Raw genomic sequence first — 20005 nt, forward strand, 5'->3', positions numbered from 1 at the left:
TTGGATGCGCAGGCCGAGCAGTTGTATGAGGGGGCGAACGCGTTCGAGGTCCAGAAGTGGACGGTGATCGGGTTCGCGGTGATTTTGGCGTGGACGTTGTTCCATGCGGCGATCATGTTCGCGTATGGGGGTGCGCTTGTGCAGGTGGCGCAGACGATGCGGACGCGGACGGCGTTGGAGATCCTTTCGCGGAAGTTGGTGGAGTATTTCGCGGGGATGAGTGCGCGGGCCGCCGCGGAGCGGGGGGTGATGGCGTTGTCGGTGAAGGCGGGGGGTTTGGGTGCTGTGCAGGGTGGTGGGATCAATTTGGCTGTGCAGCTCAAGCAGGTGGGTTATGAGCAGCGGGGGGAGGTTGCTTGGGCGGATGTGAAGATCGCGGCGGTGGCGGGTTTGTTCGGTGGTGCCGCGGGTGTGGTGGCGGGGAAGTGGGTGGGGGATCGGTGGGTGGTTCCGGCGACTGTGGCGCGGGCGGAGTTGGCGGACACGCTGGGTAAGCGGGTGGGGGTGCAGTTGGGTGGGGCGTTGTTGACCGGTGGTGCGGGTGGGTTGGCGGGGGGGATTGTGGGGACGGGGGTGGCGTTGAGTATGTCGGGGGAGAAATTCACGCTGGATGCTTTTACGGAGTCGTTGGTGCCGGCGGTGGCGGGGGGGTTTCTGGGGGCGGCCGGTCATGGTGTGGCGAGTTTGCGGGCGGCGATGCCGGGTGGTCCGGAGGGCGGTGGTGGTTCGGGGGCAGGGGTGCGGTCGGGGCCGGAGCCGGGCGCGCCGGCGGGGAGTGCGGGTCGGCCGTTGGTCGAGGCGCTGGTGGCGCGTGGTCCGTTGCGGGGGGTGGATCCGGAGGCGGTGCCGAAGTCTCATCGGCAGAAGCTCAACGAGTTGTTGTCGGGGTTGTTGCGGGATGTCGATACCGATGTCCGGCAGGTCAATTCGGTGGAGTGGCGGCCTGGTGATTTTTCGCTGCCGGAGAATGTGAGTCCGGTGAAGGTGGATTCGCTGGCGCCGCGTGCGGGTGTTTCGTCCGCGGCCGAGGGCCGCGATGTGGGTGCCGATACGGGTCCGGGGCGGTCGGTATCGCCGGATGCCGAGCCTGCCCGCGTCGACAGCGACGGGGGCCGGGGTGCGCGGCCGGCGGGAGAGTTGCATGCTCGTCTGCTGCAGCGGCTGGCCGAGGAGGAATCGGTCCGCGAGTCCGCGGCGGCCGAAGCGGGTGAGCCGGCGGCATCGAAGGGCACGATCGTCAACGAGTCGCCCGGTGGGCGTGAGGATATCGCCGAAGGGTCGGTCGCGAAGCCGTGGAAGCCGACCGAGGTGTTGGCCGGTGAGGTGAACACCTCGAGCGGGCGGGATGTTCGCGCTGGGTCACTGCAGGCCGAAGTCGCCGACCGGCCCGTGTCGCCGGTCGACGACGCGGGGGGCGTGGTCGGCAAACCTGGGGGCTCGCCGGAGAACCCTGCCACTTCAGGCAAACCCGAGGCAGTGACCGTGCGCCCGGCGACCGATGGGGACGAAGCGGTTGTCGGTGCCGGTAGATCTGCGGAGTCGCCGGAGGGCACGGCCGTACCGCGGCAGCCCGGGGCCGATGGTGTAGTAGTGCGCGAGCCTGCCGCAGGGGCGGCGAAGGTTGCCGCTGCGGCCGATTCGGCCGCGCCCGGGCGTCCCGGTTCCGAAGCGACGCCGGCCAAGCCACCCGGTACGACGAAGCCGATGGTGAATACGGCGGATGCGGTCGGTAAGCCGCTGGGGTATCCGGACAGAGCGGTTTCTGCGGATGCGTCCGGCACGGCGTTCAAACCGCCGGTGGTGAAACCGGAGTCGCAGGCCGGTGAGGGCGCGGTGGATGCGGCGGTGCAGCCGTCCGGCGAGTCGCCGGCGAAATCGTCTATTTCTGCCGAGGAGCCCGCACGGGCCGCCGAGGACGGTGGTTCGACGAGGTTCGACGCCGAGTCCGATGAAGATTCCGGGGTAGGCGCAGGGTCGCGGGATTCGGAATCTGCTGACGGGCAGGACGGGCCGGCGGCCGGAGAGGTTTCGGTGGGGGCCGATCTGACGGCGAAGTACCGGAGGGAGGCGGAGGAGGTTCTCGCTCGGCACGCGGCGACGGATTGGAGTTTGGTGTCGCCGGAGGGTTTCGATTGGATGATTCGGCAGAGTACGGATGGTCAGGAGTCGGCGGCGGCGATGGTGGAGATCGTTCGTCGGGGTGATCCGAAGCATCGGGTGTTGCGGTGGACGCAGGTGATGGCGATGTTGGTGGCGCGGGATGCGGGTGTGGGGAATATGCAGGCGGGGGAGGGTAAGACTTTGGTGTTCCTGGCGGCGGCGGCGTTGAAGGCGGCGCGGGGGGAGCCGGTGAATATCATTACGACTCGTGACGGTTTGGCTCATGATGCGTTCGGTGAGTATCGGACGATTTTGGGGGAGTACGGTTTCGATATTGTGCGGATGAATCCGGATGCGCCGTATGCGGATCCGGTGGAGGGGCGGCCGACGATTTATGTGGGGACGATGGAGGATTTGGGGTTCGGTGAGCTTCGGGGGAATGTGCCGTTGGCGCGTCGGAATGGTATCGATGAGATCGATGAGGCGTTGGTGTTCGCGAATACGACGTTTGTGTTGTCGGAGGGGGCGGGGAATCCGGCGGCGGTGGATGTGGAGGCCGCGGTGGGGGATGCGCATGCTTTTTTCACCGATGCCCGGAAGGCGGGGGTGTTGAGTGAGTTCGATTTCGGGCGGGAGCCGGGGCGGGTCGGTGGTGGTACCGAGTTGAGTGATGCGGGCCGGGTGAAGATCGAGGAGATTCTGGGTCGGCCGTTGACCGAGGAGGAAGCGAATCGGTTGACGATGGCCGCGGCGGCGGAGTTCGAGTATGTCGAGAACGATCATTATGTGGTGTGGCATCATTCGGAGTTGGGTCCGGAGTTTGTGGTGGATGCGGACGGCAAGTGGGTGTTGAATCCGGAGACGCACAAGATCTATATCATCGATCAGACGTCGCACAAGGTGATGTTCGATGCCGAGACGTCGACCGAGAGCCGTTGGAATGGTGGGTTGGCGCAGGCGGTGGAGGCCAAGCACGGTATCCGGATCCGGGATGATCCGGCCAGTTCGGCGTCGGTTACCGCGGGGGAGTTGTTCTCGGCGGACAAGAGTGATGAGATGTTCGGTTTTTCCGGGACGGCCGATGCGGTCGCGGGTGAGTTGTTGAGTAAGTACGGTGCGCGGGTGGTCGATATTCCGCGGTTCAAGGATTTGCAGTTGAGGATCGCCGATGATTATGTCGCTGTCGGTCGCGAGGGTGTGATCAGTCATCAGGACGCGAAGTTGGCGGCGATGGCGTCCAGTATCGCCGAGCGGCAGCCTTCGGGTATTCCGCAGTTGGCGGTGTGTAACCGCAACAGTGAGGTGGCCCGGTTGTCGGCGTTGCTGGACGCGGCGCGGGTGGAGCATATCGCGGTGGATGCGAAGTTCTTTCTGCGTCACGGGGTGGACGCGGAAGCGGAGTTGCAGAAGATCTTTCAGGAGGCCGGTCAGCGGGGCAAGGTGCTGGTGATCAATCGGCAGGGGGGTCGGGGGGTGGATATTCCGGTGGGTACGGAGGTGAATGACGACGGGGGTTTGCATGTGTTGATCTCGGGGCGTTCGGCGGAGTCGCGGGCGGTGGATATCCAGGTCGAGAACCGTACTGCGCGTAGTGGCGGGAAGGGGAGTGCGCAGTATTTCACCGCTGTCGATGACGCGCTCTACGCTGATGCGCCCGAGGCGCAGATCTCGATCATCCGGTATGCCCAGCATCAGGACGCGTTGGCCGAGCATCGTGCCGCGTTGGCCGAGCACGCGCTGGCGCCGAGCCGGGAGACCCAGGACAAACTCGCGCGGACCCTGAACAGGGTCGAGGCCACCGAACGCAATCTGGCGGCGGCCAACGCCGATATCCGGGCGCTGGCCGAGAAGCTGCAGCCCGTCGGTGTGCGTCAGCCGGGCACCCACGACCCCGCGACCGCGCACCTGCCCCACGCCCCACCGGCCACCGACCCTTCCACCACCGGCCCCCAGCGCGCCGAGGCGCCGAAGCCACCCTCACCGATCACCGGCACCGTCGGCGACGAACCTGCCGTCGGGGCGGCCGAGCCCGCGCGGGCCTCGACCACAGCCGTACCTGCGGCGGCGATACCGCAGCAGGATTCGTCTTCGGCGACCTCCGCCGTATCTCCGCAGGCCGCCGTGCCGGGCGTAGCCGAGGGTGCCGCTGCGGCGATCCCAGCCGGCCCCGAGACTGTGGCCGCGCCCGAAACCATCGACGTGTCCCCCGAACTCCGGGCCCGTCTCCAGGCCGCCCAGCAAGGCGATCCCGTCGCCGCGAGATCGCTGGTGCAGACCTTCTGGCCCGCCGCTCTCGCGCAGTCGAGCGCACAGCTGGGCTGGGACACCACATCCGGAGCACCGCTGGAGCCGGTGCGCCGCCTGGCACACGCGATGACCTTCGCCGGATTCCGAGCCGCGGCACTGCACGGGTGGTCGGTGCCCAGTGGTCATGATCTGGGCGAGTGGCTGCGCGAGAACACCGGTGACGCACTGCTCGATGGACTGGGTCGGTTGGATGCCACCCAACGCGGCCTGGTGGCCGGCGTGCTGCAGGCACCGCCCCGCGGACAGCAGCCGAGCACGGAGCAGCTCGACGCATTGGAACAGCTGACCCGCGCCGTACACGCGCAGTACCGCGCCGGGGACATACCGGAAGCCGGGACTTCGGTTCCTGACCGGTCCCCGCAAACAGCAGCGGGCGCGACCGAACCGGATGCTGTTGCGGCGAGTCCCGCCGGCGCTACTGCCGCAGCACCCGCCGAATCGGCACCTGTGGCGAATCCACCGGCCGCTGCCGGCAGGCCGGAAGCAGATCGCCGCGATGACATCCCGGTGCCCCCGGTGACCGTTGCGGCCGCCGGAGCCTCGGCCGCCCCGACGTCGCGGGACCCGGGTTCCCACTGGGACCTGCGGGTCCTGCAACGGGGAGTAGTGGCCGCCTACAAGTCTCTCGAAGGCCTGACGGACGCCGATCCGGTGGTCGCCGCGCTCGCCGCGTCTCCGGTCGAGCTGTTCGGGCAGTTCGTCGACCAGCTGTATCCGAGTCAGCGCAGGGTCCTCGAACTCCGGTTCCGTACGGGACTGAACGAGGAGCAAACTGCCTACGGGCTCAATGCCCGGGGCGCCTCGGCACAGCACTGGACCGCCACCACTGTCGGCACGCTGGCCGCGGGTGGGCTGCGTCGCCTGGCGCGCTCGATCGCCGCGGCGCACGGTGTCCCCGGGATCGAGCCGGCCATCGGAAACACCGAACTCGCGGTCCTCGATTCCGCGGCTCAGGGCTTGTCCCGCGCGGCGATCGCCCAGCGCTCGAATATGCCCCGGCGAACAGTGGCCGAGATCGACCGGCGGACAGCGCGGACGCTGGGCGTCCCCAACCGGGCCGCCGCTGTCGCCGAAGCGACCCGCCGCGGCGAACTCGATCCCGCCGCGTTTCCGATGCCGGAAAATACTGCCACAGTCCGCTTGTCCGAACGAGAGACCGCGGTGCTGGCACTCACCGCGAAAGGCCGCACACCCGCGGCCATCGCCGCGATCCTGTCGCTGGATACCGCAGCGGTGCACACGCACCTTCGTGAAATCGGCCGCGCCCTCGGGACCTACATACCCGCCGCCATGGTCGCGGTGGGAATCCGGGCGGGAATTCTGCAGGTCGACGGAACCCGGTGGTCGAGGTGGGATCGGGCCGTCGGTGAGAGCCCAGCGGCCGGTGTGGACTCGGGGCCCGACGTGGTGGTCACCGCGGACGACGCCAGTGGCAGGGCGGCGCCGGTCGACCCGGCCGCGCTCGGCCGGACCACCGGCGACGACGCGACACTGTCCCGCGCCCGAGCCGGTGACAAGGCAGCGGAGCAGGCACTGAACACGCGGTACGGGCGGGAGAACATCCAGCGCACGGTGGCCATGCTGGGGTGGGAGCCGGGACGGGGGACCCCGCCGATCCACGTGACCCGGCTGGCGCATGCGATCCATTTCCGTGTCATGACATTCGCCGCCGGCAATCGGTGGCCGGTGCCGGCGGGGCGAGACGTCGCGGACTGGTTGTTCGAGGTGGCCCAGAACACATTGTTCGAATGCCTGGATCACGTGAAGGTGCACGACCGTCGGCTGATCGGCGCCGCGCTCGCCGAATTACACCGTGGTGGCGGACCGACCCATGATCAGCTCGCCGCGATCCAGCGGCTCACGGCGGTGGCACAGCAGACCCGCGCCACCGAGACCGACGCGCCGGATACCGGTGTCGCATCCCCCGTGACGGCGGCGCCGGTTCGGCCGAGTCGATACTCGAGAGAAGACGGGGCATACCAGGAGCCCGGTGTCGGCGCGGTGATCGGTGGCTTCGACCCGGCGTTGGTCACCGCGATCAATCCCGACGATCCCATCGGCTCACACACCGTTATCGGCCGCGGGAAGGTGGCTCCGGAACGTGGGGTGACCCTGCCCAGACCCATCGAGTTCACCACGGCCAACGAATGGCTCGCGGAGTATCGCGATGCCGTGGGGCTGAGTCAGAGCGCTTTCGGCGGAGCGGAGGTCGGTAAATCCGTCATCTCGCTCATCGAGAGCGGCCGGAGGAATCCGACCCGCAGCACTCTGCTGAAACTTGTCGAAGCGAACGGCATTCCCGACCGGCTCGCTCGCGAGGCGCTGATACATTTCTACGACGGCGAGGGGCTCGCGCGATTCGATCCCGAATACGAGTTCCGGCCCCGCCCGCGTGACTACGATCCGGCCGATCCGCACGCTGCGAACAAATGGCTGGCAGATCTACGCCATTATCTCGGTCGCGGCCGAGCGGAATTCGGCGGTGCGGTGGATCCGAAGACGATCGGAGAGATCGAGCTCGAGACGGGAAATGTGACACCCCGCGTTGTTCGTGAGATCTGTATCGCGAACGGGATTCCCGCGTCACTCGCACGCGCGGCCCTGCTGCGATTCTTCGACGGTGCGGGGCTCGCCTGGTTCGATCCCCAGGGAACGCGAAGACCTCATCCCGCGGAATTCGATATCGAAGATCCGTACGCGGCGAACAAGTGGCTGGCCGCGCTTCGTCGCTACCTCGGCAAGACTTTGAACGAATTCGCCCTTCCGGCCAACCCCACCCTGGTCAAGCATTTCGAGCGCGAACGCCGCAACCCGAGCGCTGCCGCTCTTCGCGCCCTGTGCAGGGCCAACGAGATACCGGACGAGTTCGTCCGCTCGGCGCTCCTTTCGTTCTACGACGGTGACGGGTTGGCTCATTACGATCCCGACGGGGATTACCTGCCCCGGCCGTCGGCAATCAATCCGGCGGAACCGTTCGCGGTGAACCGGTGGCTGACCGCGCTACGTCGCTACCTCGGTGTCGACCAGGCTGTATTCGCCGGACCGTTCAGCAGCGGGACGATCAGCGCGACCGAGTCCTTCCGGAGCAAACCGACCGCTGCGACCGTTCGGGACCTGTGCGCCGCCAACGGCATCGCGGACGACATCGGCCGAGAAGCGATCGTCTGGTTCTTCGACCGCGAGGGCCTGGCATGGTACGACCCCGACGGCATCTATCCCCCGAATCCCGCGGCGTCCGCCACCCCCAACGCGTGGCTTCGGGAGTGGCGCCGTTACCTGGGCCGCAGCCAGGCGGATTTCTCCGGCCGACTCAGTGCGGGGGCAGTCAAGCACGCCGAGCAAGGCCGCACCGTGCGGCCGCGGTTGTCGTCGCTGCGTGCGCTGCGTGACGCCAACGGAATTCCGCACCATCTCGTCGTCGCCGCCATACAACGTTTTTACCGGCACGAAGGGGTGGAGGAGGCCGAACCCGAAGAGCAGGAGCTGTTCTGGCGGTTCCACGCCACGCGTGTGGGATCGACCGAAGAGAGGGTGCTGCGAGACCGGATCTTCGCCCGTTTTGCCTGGGTAGCCGACGCGGTGGCCCGCAAGGTGGGGAGAAGTACCGACGATTCGCATATGCGAGACGAGCTGGCCCAGGCGTGCCGGATCTCGATCATGGCGGCCATAGCCAACCACATACCCACCGGTCAGTTCACGCCGCACGCCTGGGCCGCCGCCGTACAGGGCGCCCTCTCGGCGCGGTACGAGGCCGCGTATCCGGAATTGAATCGCGCGGAGCGCGAACTCGTCGTCCGCGTCCGTCGCGAGCTCGGCATTCGAGCGTCTGCGCTGCAGGTGGACGAGGACCGTGTGCAGAGTCCCGGCCTCGCCGAGACCCTCGGCATTCCGGTCGCGGAGGTCGATTGGGCCCGGCAGATGATCAAGGGAGGAACGCCCTCGCTCGACCGGGAGGTGATCGACAACGGCAGTACCCTCGGCGAACTCATCGGTGACGACAACGCCCAGACTCCCTTCGATATCGTCGAACTCCGCCAGGGTCTACAGAATGCGCTGGCCGGGGTAGCCGATGTCGGCACGGTGTGGAATCTGATCCAGCTGCATCTCATCGATGGAGATCCGCTGGACGAGGCCGCGGCGCATGTCGGTTTCTCCACGGCTGCCGCCGAGGAACTCCTCGCTCGAGTCAGTGCGGCACTGCCACAGATGCTCCTGGGCGCGACGACCGACGATCGCCGCCCGGCAACGGTCGAGCCGGTACGGCACGCGCCCGACGAGCGCCTGCTGCAGCGCACCTGGCTGGGCCGGTATTTCGATCGAGTGCAACGAGAACTGGCCGCGTCGGCGGCGGTCCAGGCGCCTCTGCGACGAGCTGCGGTCGTGCCCGTGGAGGAGACGCCCGGCGCGGCTCTGCGGCGGTTCGAAGCGGCGGTGGCGACCGCCCGCGACACCGGTGTCCCCGCCGCGCACCTCACGAGCCTCCGCCGGGCCGTGGAAAACTACGCGGCGGCCTGTCGGCAGATCGACCGAGGCGATGTCACCGCGGCCCGGGCGATGCGGGCCGCGCTCCACCGCGCGACACGACGGGATCACGGCGGCGGCACCGTCGCCCGGACGAGCGCCGCCCGCCGAACCGATTGCGTAGGCCGGGTGGCCTTGCTGGTGAACGACTACTACCGGGCCACCGCGGATATCGCGCAGGCGATGGCGGTGCCCGAGGACACGCTCGACGAGGGCGCTCCGGGTCCGGTTCTCTCCTGGCTGGCGCGAGGACACTTCGAGGATTTCGGTGACGGCCGGGACGGGTTACAAGCCATCGCCGGTCGGCTCGTGGATCGCGGCTGGGGTGCGGGGATGATCGTCGAAGAGGTGTATGCCGAGGGCCGCAGCGGCCATGTTCTTTTCGCTGTCAACCACCACGGGACGATCTGGCTGTTCGATCCCGATCTGCCCGACGTGGCCCCGGTGCAGTTGCATCCGGATCGGCTCACCGTATCCGGCGATGTGGCGTACTACCGGGGCATCGAACTGAACGGGTCGGGTGCGGCCACCAACCGGATCGAAACGGAACCGGAAGAGCACGACACCGGCGGGTCCAGCGTGCGGCGCGGCGAACCTGTGACACTGTACGGCCGCGAGCGGGCGTCCCGTCCGATCGCCGAGGGCCGGACCGACTCTCCCGGTTCGGCCGAGGACAACCCCTCGGGTTCGGGTCTGCTGTCCCCGGGCGAGGCACATATCGTGCGACTCGTCGCCGGTTCGGCGAAGGGAGCTCACAGGTCACCGGCGCGCTCGCTGGCCGCGCTGCTGGGGCTCACCCCGGCACAGGCCAATCGGATATTGCTGCAACTCCACTCGACGATCGAGGGGGTCGCCGAAGCCCGGGTCGTGTCCGCGACGGAGGCGGGCCGATCCTCGGAGCGTCTCCGGCTCCTGCCTGCACAGGTGGAGATCGCGGAGTTGCTGGCCGGGGAATTGCCCGGCGGCGCCGCCGAGGGCAGGACAGTGTTGTCGGCCGACATACTCCGGGCCTTCCGTGCTCAGGTCGAGAATCGGGCCGGCGCCGCCCTACGACCGCCCGAGAAGGAAGTCCTTCGTCTGTTCATGCGGGGCCACTCCGCGAAGACGGCCGCCGCGCATCTGGATCTGTCCACGAAGACGATCGAGCGACGCTTCGCTCGTGCCGAACAGGAACTCGGCACCACCGGGGTGATTCCCACAGTGCTGGCCGCGGTGCGTGCGGGTGTCCTGGCCGACGACGGTGAACCCCGGGCCGCTGTGGACCTTTCCGAGGTCGAAGAACGCGTGCTCCGGGCCGTCGCCGACGGTTGGTCGAACGAGAAGATCGGTATCCGGCTGGAACTGGGTCACGGGCAGCGGCGACGGCTCATGGCGGAGCTGTACGAGAAGTTCGATGTCGACAACAAGCTGGATCTGGCATTGGCGGCTCAGCGGCAGGGCCTGATCGATCAGGCCGGGCCGGTATTCGCGCACCCCCGCACCGACACTCCTTCCCATGGTCCGGTGCGGCAGGGGGAACGTCCGCTCTCTGTGAACCAGCGGGCTGTCCTGGGCGGAATCGTCCAGGGCCTGACGAACGCGCAGATCGCCGACCAGCTGAAGACCTCCGAAGGCGCGGTCAAGGCTCAGGTCAAGCGAATCTTCGACAGGCTCGGAGTCACCGATCGCGAACAGCTGGTGGGAGCCGACGGTGCCGCGGTGGCCGGCCTGCCGGGGCAGGCGGATACCCGCAGGTTGTCGACGGTCGAACTCGCTGTCCTCCGGCTCATCGTCCAAGGGATGGCGAATCCCGTGATCGCACAGAGCTTGGACGTTCCGAGATCGACAGTCACCTCCTATGTGAAACGTGTCCACGACAAGCTGGGTGTCACCGAGCGTGACAGCCTGGTCGGCAATATCGGAGTATTTCTCGCCGAAATGGTGCAGCGGGCCACCGGTCCACTCTCCGTGCGCCAGCTGACGGTGCTGCGCCTGGTCGCCCAGGGCCGGACGAATGCGGAAATCGCCCGGCTGTTCCATGTCGGCGAGGAGACGATCAAGACCTCCGTGCGCGGACTTCGCCGAAAACTCGATATGGCGCAGCGCGACGATCTGGTCGCCGTGTCCGCGCGTGGCGCGCGGCCGAATGCGCACGTCGAGACCACCGCCGCGATCTCGGCGGTCGCCGACCAGCAGTTCCTCGGCGTGCGGCGGGGGGTGGTGCTCGCCTATCTCGTCGGCAACCGGATGGTCGCTCCGGATTCGGCGGAGGCACTCGACCAGGCCACCGATGGTGAATTGGTGGATCGAATCCTCGAGCACCGCGACGACACGGAACTGGTCGATATCGCGCTTGCCCTGGCAAGCGCGGACAAGCCCACCCTCTTCCGTGCCGCGGCCGGGTTGGATTCGGTTCAACGGCAGCGTGTGAACCGCGCTGTCGCGTCGGTCCGGGCAGGCGGGCGCCCGGACGCGCTGAAACTCAGTGCGGTCAACAGGCTCGCCGAGGAAACGGCCGGTCTCCTGTTTCCGGTGCCGACCGCCGTGGCTTCCGATGACGACCTCTCGACTCCGGAACGGGATGTCCTGGAGTTGGTCGCCGAGAGCAGATCGAACAGCGAGATAGCGACGAGCCTCGAGACGACCGAGGATGCCGTGAAACGGCATGTGTCGAGCATTCTGCAGAAGTTGGATGCCGTCGACCGGACCAGCGCGGTCGTTCGGGCATTGCGCGGTCGTATCTTCCGGCTGGAAGATCTGCCGGCATCGGATCCATCCCGTGCGCGACCGCTGAGCCACCAGGAGGATCGGGTCCTGCCCCTGCTGGCTGTGCACGACACCTACGAGGGCATCGCAACAGCCACAGGACTGTCGGTGTCCACGGTGTCGGCGGCCGTCCGGAATATTCTTCTTGCTTTCGGCGCGCGCAATCAGACCGAAGCGTTGGTCCGGGCACTGCACGTCCGATATCTCCAGCTGGACGAAATCCCGATGACCGGGGCCGTCGCCACCCGCGAACTGTCCCGCAGCGAGCTCACGGCCCTGGCACGGGTCGCGGCCGGCGAGTCCGTCGCCGGGGTCGGGCAGACCGTCCGCGCGCTGGGTGCGGCCAGCCGGACCGAGGCGGTGGTCCGCGCCTTGCGGATGTCCCTTCTCGACCTCGACGACGTTCCGTTGTCGGACCGGCCTCTCCGGCTCTCCCCGCGCGAAACGGAGATACTGCCACTGGTTGCCATGGGGTGGGCGAACGGTGCGATAGCGGAGTCTCTCGAGGTATCCGCCGAAACCGTCAAAACCGCTCTGGGACTGCTTTTCCGCAAGCTGGGGGTGGGCGACCGCACCGGCGCCGTGCTCCAGGCACTGCGCCGTGGTGCCCTCCATCTGGACGAGATCCCGTTCCCCGCGCAGAACACCACCGGAACACCTCGCACCGGGACCGGATCGAAGCATCGGGGGGCCGGGGCTACCGGCGTGATCACGGGACCGGTGACAAAATTCGACGGTGCGGGCGTGTCCGACGCTCAGCTCGCCGCCGCGGTCACCGCGCCCCTGCACAGATCCCCGAACGATCGGCTCGCGGCGGCGGAGGCCGCGACCCGGACCGCTCTCGCCGCACCGGGGACGAACGGCACCACGGACAACGGCACGGCGGTGGTGATCGGGGGCCCGACCGGGGTCGGTGGTTCAGTACGGTCGGGTGAAACGGATACCGATTCCGGTAGCGGCCGGGCCCCCGCATCCGTGGCCTCGCAAGGTACTCCGTGGAGCGCCGCGGCGGCGCCGGACGATCCGGGGCCACCGACCGCGGTTTCCGATCCCCGCCTCGCGGCCTCACCGTGGACCCGCGACCAGGGCCAGGGGAGCACCCCACACCCGCAGGGCATGATCGCCGGGGACTCGGCCGAGCACGGTGACGGGGAGGCCGCGCCGGTACCGGCCGGCCCGGAGGCCGGCGCACCCGCGCTCACACCCTGGAGCGGCGACCGGTCCAGCTCCCGAAGCGATGAGCAGCCGCAGGCCCTGCCGGAAGTACTCCTGCGCGACGTGCTGGGACGACACGGTATCGACAGCCTGGAGTCGCTGCTGAACCCGGTGCCCGGCGCCGACCGGGTCGCGGCGGCGCGGCTGCGCGGGCAGGTGGTCGCCGAGCTGATCGAAGAGGCGGCTCGACGGGGCGTCCACGACGAACTGCGGGCGCGATACCCGAGTCTGTTCGGGGTGATCGGCGAGCTGGGGCACAATCTGCGGCAGCTTCGCCTCGAATGCCAGGTGGCCACGGCGGCACCCCACTCGGCCCGGGCCGGGTTCGAGGTCGCGGGACGGCTGATCGACGGTATCCACGCCCTCGAAGTCGCCATGACGACTGCCCACAGGTACCGGTCGGCAGCCAGGGTGAAGTTCGCGGATCTCAATCGCGAACTCGGCTTCCCGGTAGCCGGGCCGGAAGCGGTGCAACAGCTGCGTGATCGGCTCGCCGGGGTGGACGGAACCGATCCGCGGGTGACGGCCGGACTGCGGAAGCTGATCGAGCTGGCCGAGCACCATACCCGGCGACAACAGCGGCTCGGCCGGCTGGAACTGCACGCAACGGGTCTCGAAGCGCTGGCCGCCGAATGCCGCGCCGCGAGGAACGAACTCGCCCGGGACACCGCCCGGCGCGCCGAGCAACTCGATACCGCCGCGGCGGCGATCGACACCCGGACCGCCGAAACCCGCGAACTCGAACAACGCCTGCTCGCGGGCCTGGCCGAAGCGTCCGGTATCGCCACCGGGACAGGCGCCGAGCTGTCCGAGGCGCCCGCCGGTAGGACCGACGGTATCCGGGTGGCGCGACATGGTGCACCGGCCCGGGTAGTCACCACGGTCGCCGACGCGGAGGGGATGGCCGGATACCAGCGGCCACACGCACTGGAGGGACTCGACGATCAATGCGGGCGTGCCGCGTTGGCCGCCAACGCGGCACGGACCGGGCGCGATGCCGGGGAGATCGAACCCGCGGTACCGGGTGAGGGGACGCTGTCCAGTTTTATCGAAGCGCGTGTGGAGCGACCGGGCCGGCCGGTCAAGGCACATCAGGTGCGCACGATGCGGGCGGCTTTCGACGAGCTGCACTCCTGGGCCACCGCCGCGGAGAGCCGGCAGCCCGGCGCCGGCCACGGTAAGTCGATCTTCGTGCTGACCGCGGGCACCGAGGGACTCGGGCATATGGTCGAGCTGGTGTCGGTCGTGGACAACGGCAGGATCCGGATCGATTGCTGGGATGCCGGGCACGACAGTATCCAGCAGAATTTCCGTCCCGCCGACGAACCGGCCGCGCGGAAGACGATCGCGCTGTGGGTGGACGAGCACGGCTTCTCGGTCGACCCGCCGGAGGAACTCGTACCGCGGCCGGTGGAACGCGACGAGGACATCGCCGTCGCCACCTCCGATACCGGCGACGATGCGGCACGTGCCCGGCAGATAGCGCTGGCATTGGCGCGCGCGGGAATCGACGAGATCGAACAGATGGTGCACCGCGACGGTGAGACGGCGGCGGACGCGCGTGCCCGGGGCCGGCGCAATGCCCAGCTGTGGGGCTGGGCCGGCGATGAGCTACGCGTGGTACTGGAAGAGGAGTATCCCGCGATTCTCGGTGAGGCCGCGGGTATTCCGCGCGCCAAGCGCAGCGAGTTGAACGAGCGCGAGTTGTGGCGTGAGTACGACGACCTGCGGTTCCGTGAAAGCGCTCTCGACGAGGCCGATGATCGGCGGCTGCGGGAACTGGAGACGATCGTCGCCCTGCGCACCGAGGGTATGGCCCGGGCGAAGGCGATGGGCGTACCCTTCCATCTGCTGTCGTACCCGCGTGGCACCGGGCTCGGCGGAGCCGCCGGCAGTCTCCTGTTCGCCTACGGCGACGACACCGTGCCCGAGAGCGAGATCTGGCATCCGATCGTCCGGAGCGGTGTTCCGGGGGAATGGGCCGAGCTGGTGCACGCGGGCGCGGATTTCGCCGAGTTCGAGCACCGGCCCGGCCGTGCGGTGACCACGCTCGTGTTGCACTCCTACGGAGACGGCGAATCGCGTAACGCTCGGGAGGTGCGCGCCGGAAACGACCTCGCGGCGTGGGTGGCCGCCGAAGCCGGGGCACGGGAGGTATGGACACCCTACGGCGAATCGCCGCGGGTCGAACTGGTGTGCCGCAGCAATACGAACCGGGGCACGCAGATCTGGCAGGGGGTGGCAGACCGTCTCGAGGGCGACGGCCTGGACCTGGCGCAGGTCACCCGGGGCGAAACCGACGACGATATCGTCCGCCGCGCCCGGCACTGGGTGGCGGACCTCCCGGGTACACCCGCGCTGCTCGCGTCCGCCCAGCATTTCGTCCTCGGTGCCGACCCGCGCACCGCGGACAAGGTGGTGGTCCTGGTCGGGGCCGAGGCCACGACGGCGTCGCTGCGGCTGGGCTTGCGCCGAGCGGTGGATGTCTACGCGAATGAACTCGGTGACGACAAAACGGTCGCGGTGGTGTTGTGGCAGGGTGGCACGGCGCCGTCGCCGGCCACCGAACTCGCCGAACTGGCGGCGCAGCGGGAGAACGCCACCGAACCGGAGCGCAGGATCCGGATCGTCGCCGACAAGCCCGGCTGGGACCTCATCCAGTCCATTGCCACCGATGCGCGGCTGAAACCGCATCGCAAGGCCTTCACGAACCTGCCACGTACCACACCGGCGCCGCAGGGCCGGGTGTTCACGCCCGCGGGACGCTTCACGGAATGGGCGCTGGGGAAGCTCTCGAATTCGGTGTCGGCCGGTCGGCTCCGAGGCGGGTGGCACCGCGATCCGGAGAAGCCGGCGAATCCGGCGGCCGTCCCGGTAGCTGTCGAGCCCCAGCTGGGGCAGCTGGATACGGCGCGACGTCTGGCGCGTGCGACGCGGGCGGACGTGCTCGACCAGCTGGCCGAGGTAGCTGTGCATGAGGGAATGACGACGGCGGAGCTGTCGGCGCGCAGAGACGAGCTGGTCGACGAGCGAGAATACGCACAGCAGCGCCTGATCGAGAAGATCCAGGAGCACGAGGGATTTTCGCCGCCCGACGAGAGTTCCTTGCTGCGCATCCATGCCGACGATGTGCTGGCGCGAGATGACGCGCCCACCGATCTCGAAGAGGCGGCCAGCAGCTTCGCCTGGTTCTTCGACCTGATCGACCTGATCGACGCCGTACCCTATCTGGACGATCGCATCGATCGCATCGATCGGCTGGAAGCGGCTCTCTTCCACACCCACGCGCTCGCCGCGCACGATGAATCGGCAGCCCGCGATTTCCAGCGGTTGCGATCGCACCTGTCGAATCTCGAGCAGGCGGACACCGCGATCTACCGCAACGATATGGCGCGGGTCCGGCAGCACGACGGTGAGAACTCGGTCGCCGGGGCTTTGGCCGACCCGGTTCGGCAGTCGCTGGAGAATTCATTCCGCGACGCGCTGACCGACGCGCTGAAAGCCGTTGCCGCCAGCCGAGCTCTCGACGACGCCGCGACTCCCCCGCTGATCGGCGACGAACTGAACGCCCTGGGCGACAGGGACGCGGATCGGCGGCGTGAGCTGCACATGCTGCCCACGCGGCGGGACAGCGACTCCGACTCGCCCGCCCTGATCCGGAATGACCTGGCATCGCAACGGGAGCAACGTCACCGGTCTGCGGAGAAACTGGCGGCGCAGCTCGGCACGGCCCCCGCGCTCCTCACCCCGGCGCGGGTCCGACGGATCGCCGAGGTGCTGGAGCGCCAAGGAGCCCAGGACCCGCGCGCCCGGGCCGCCGCGACATGCCGGGCACTGGACGTCGAAATCGAGTCGTCGGAAGAGCTGCTGGCGGTGACCGCACGGACGCAGGGGATCGATCGCCTGCGCGCGGCATTGTTCCAGGCGCAAGCACACCTGCCCGTTCTGGAGGGCCGGCTCGTCGCCGCGCAGGACGCGCACCGGCAACTCCTCGATGACTACGAGTTCGGGTTCGGCGCTGGTTTCGTCGACACCGAACAGGTACGTGGGCAGCTGCGCCGGGCGGAGCAATGGAAGGGAGGCCGATACGAACACGAACGGTATCTGAAGGTCCGCGCCGCGTTGCAGGAGCTGCTCGACCTCGCCGGGCAGCGGGAACTGCGGCAATGGCAGATCGGGCGCCTGCAGGACCTCGGGTACCGGCTCGACGCCCTGGCGGCGGAGCGGACCCGCGTGCTGGACGAACGCGCTGCGGTGGAGGAGCGGATCGAGGCGCAGACCGAGCTGGACTTCGGCTGGCTGCGCGACGATGCCGGGCGCGGTGCTCAGCTGCGCCGATTCCAGGCGGGTCGGCGTGCGGCGCTGGCCGCGACGATCGGTCCGGATTCGCTGGCCGAGCACGAGCTGATCGCTGCGGATCTGACCGCCGAACAGATTTCGATGATCACGCTGTCGCGCGCGGATCTCTTCGCCGATTCGGCGTTCCACGACCGGGTCGCCGAGCTGCGGCGGCTGGAGCAACTGATCGCCGATGTCGCCGAATCCGAGTCGCTCACGGCACAGCTCGAGCGCATCGATGCGGGGCTGGCGAAGAGGCTCGCCGCCGATGTCGACGCCGTGGTCGCGGCGACCGTCGCGCCCGATCGAGCCGAGGCCGCCGCCGCGCCCGCGATCAGCACCGTGGAACATCTGTGGCAGCCCGCGCAGCGGAACTGTTTCGTCCAGTCGGGGCTGGGCGTGTACGAGGCCGCGGGCGGTGTCGCGCCGGCGAAGCTACGCGGTCATCTCACCGGACCTGCCGGTGTCCTCGCCGGGGACTCGTTCGATCTGCTCGGTGCCGACCCTCGCGAAGGCGGTTACCGCGACCTCGCCGAGGTCGCCGAGCATGTGGAACAGACCGGCGACGCAATACTGGTGGTGCTGGGATTCCGGGGTTTCACCGACGCCTCCCGGCCCGGATCGCACGCGGTGCACGCATTCTGGGACGGCGAGTTCGAGAACCGTGCGGACGGTACCAGGGTTCCGGTGCCCGGGACCGGTGAAGTAGTGGTGATCGACAACGGGGAGCGCTCCGCGTTCGCGGAGTGGGCCGCCGGGCAGACGGGGATACGCAGCGTATCCGGATGGGAGATCATGCAGGGCGGTACACCCCGCCGCCCACTCGTCGACGGGAAGTCCCGGGCCGTAGCCGGATTGGATTACGACAATGTCGGCATCGCGGGCCGGCTCACCTCGCCGGCGAACAACGCCGACCGGGATCCGGGTTCCGGCGATGTCCCCGGGGCGGAAGCGAGGTCCGGCCGCGGCTCGGCCCTTCTCGGCGAATCACCACCGGGCAGTGCCGCAGTAGAAGGTTTCGATATCTACCTGCTGAGAATGGCCGGGCTGGCGGCGGACGGACCCGCCGGTAAGGAGGCCGGGGCGGCGCGGCAGGTAGCACCCCGTAGCGAGAACCAGACCTTGTTGCTGGTGGAGGCCGTGGCGGCCCGGGAACCGCAGCTGTTGGAGCAATGCCGGATTCCGCTGACGCGCATCGCTGCGCCGAGGGATATGGAGGTGTTCGACCGCTACTTCCTGCGCGGCCAGCCGGTCGATCAGGTGGCCTCGGCGTTGCGGCGAAGCGAGACCACGATCGGCCGGGTCCGCGATCGGCTGGCGCGTCTGGTCGTCGAACTGCTGCCCACTGATCTTCCGGACCGATACACGGCCGGTGGTGTACTGCGCCGAACCACCCAGGACCATGTGGCCCGCGAAGCCGGTGTCGCGCGGCCGATCGTCGCGAGAATACTCGGCGACAAGGAAACTCCGGCCGACCGCGGGGCGCGCAACAGAGTAGTGACCGCCGCGCGGAAGCTGGGATATCAGCCGGTTCGCTCCGGTGTGATCCTCGAATCCACCGGCGCCCGCGCCGGTTCACCTACCACACCGGTCCCGGTGGTGAGTGAGTCCCAGCAGACCGTTGGTGCCACCCGGCGGCGCGGTATCGCGTTACCGGTGGTGCGCGCCGCGTCACGCACCCGGCTACAGCAGGTCGTTCCGGAACTTCCGGAGACGGATCGGGACGTCGCCACCCGACTGTTCGTGGAGGATTGGCCGGTCCCTGAACTGGCTGAACTACTGGGCCGCTCCCCGGGCTCGGTCGCCGAGCATCGGCTTCGGATCGCGGTCCGGCTGGCTGCCTTGCTCACCGGCGGAGAGCTGCGTTTCGGCACCGAAGCAGTGGCTGTGATCCGGGAGATCGCGACCGAATGCCCTGAGGCGCTGGAACCGTTCACGTCACAGCTGTCCGCGCCGATGCGCGACAGGTTCACGCGGTACTTCGTGGACCGGCACGATGCCCGGGCAACGGCGGTATCGGAAGAGGGTGGTAACGAATCGGCTGTAGACCAGTGGGCGCGCACGCTGGCCGAGGAATGGACGGGCAGGCTTCCGGCCGATCTCGTCCGGAATCCGGCGCGGGTGGGGCCGAAGTGGCGCGCGCTCCCGTGGGAGCGGTTGCGTGAGGTGGCGCGGGCCCGGATAGCGGCTTCGGCGGTGACGGAATCGCTGGTGCCTGTGCTGACCGCCGAGGCGGTGGGGCGCGCGGAGCGCGGCGTCGGAGTGCTGGCCGACGATACCGATACCGAACACTGGATTTCCGCGCTGGCCGGCGACGTGGTCCGCGATGCGCAGCGTTTCGCGGAGCACAACCGCTTGCGGCGGGCTCTGGAGCAGGCGGCCGAGGCAGCGGACCGAGAAATATTGGCGCGTGCCGGCGACCTCGAGTTCCGCCGGGCCTTCGCAGAGCTCCCCGACGACTGGCAGCAATCCGTCACCGCCCGGTACATGGGTGAGCCCATGGCTCAGCCGGGTGCGCGCACAACAGACGAGCCGGGCCCGATGTCCGCCGACGCCACCACCGATGCCGTGCTCCGGCGGTTGGTCGTCGCACTCGGCGGTTCGGCGGCGATCGCGACGCGTCTGGTGGCCGAAGCGGCGACCCGGGATCGAGCGCTGCTGGCGGAGCATGCGTCCCGGCTGCTCTCCGGGGCCGAGTACGACCTCTTCGAGCAGCACATCTTCGCTTCCGGAACTCCGACAGCGGATCAAGTGCAGGACAACGCTGTGCAGCGGATCA

1 protein-coding gene (running past one end of the window) is annotated in these 20005 nt (G+C 68.6%); it reads left to right on the forward strand.

Annotation, left to right across the window (positions count from 1 at the left end; all coding sequences use genetic code 11):
- Positions 1-20005, forward strand: partial view of a LuxR C-terminal-related transcriptional regulator gene (locus tag ABZV91_RS00380; protein WP_355233395.1) — the 5' portion only. The gene runs 21659 nt beyond the window's last position; the window shows 20005 of its 41664 coding nt (coding positions 1-20005); it begins with the start codon at positions 1-3; its stop codon lies beyond the right edge, outside the window.

It is taken from the genome of Nocardia sp. NPDC004568 (genome assembly GCF_040609955.1).
Lineage (GTDB): Bacteria > Actinomycetota > Actinomycetes > Mycobacteriales > Mycobacteriaceae > Nocardia.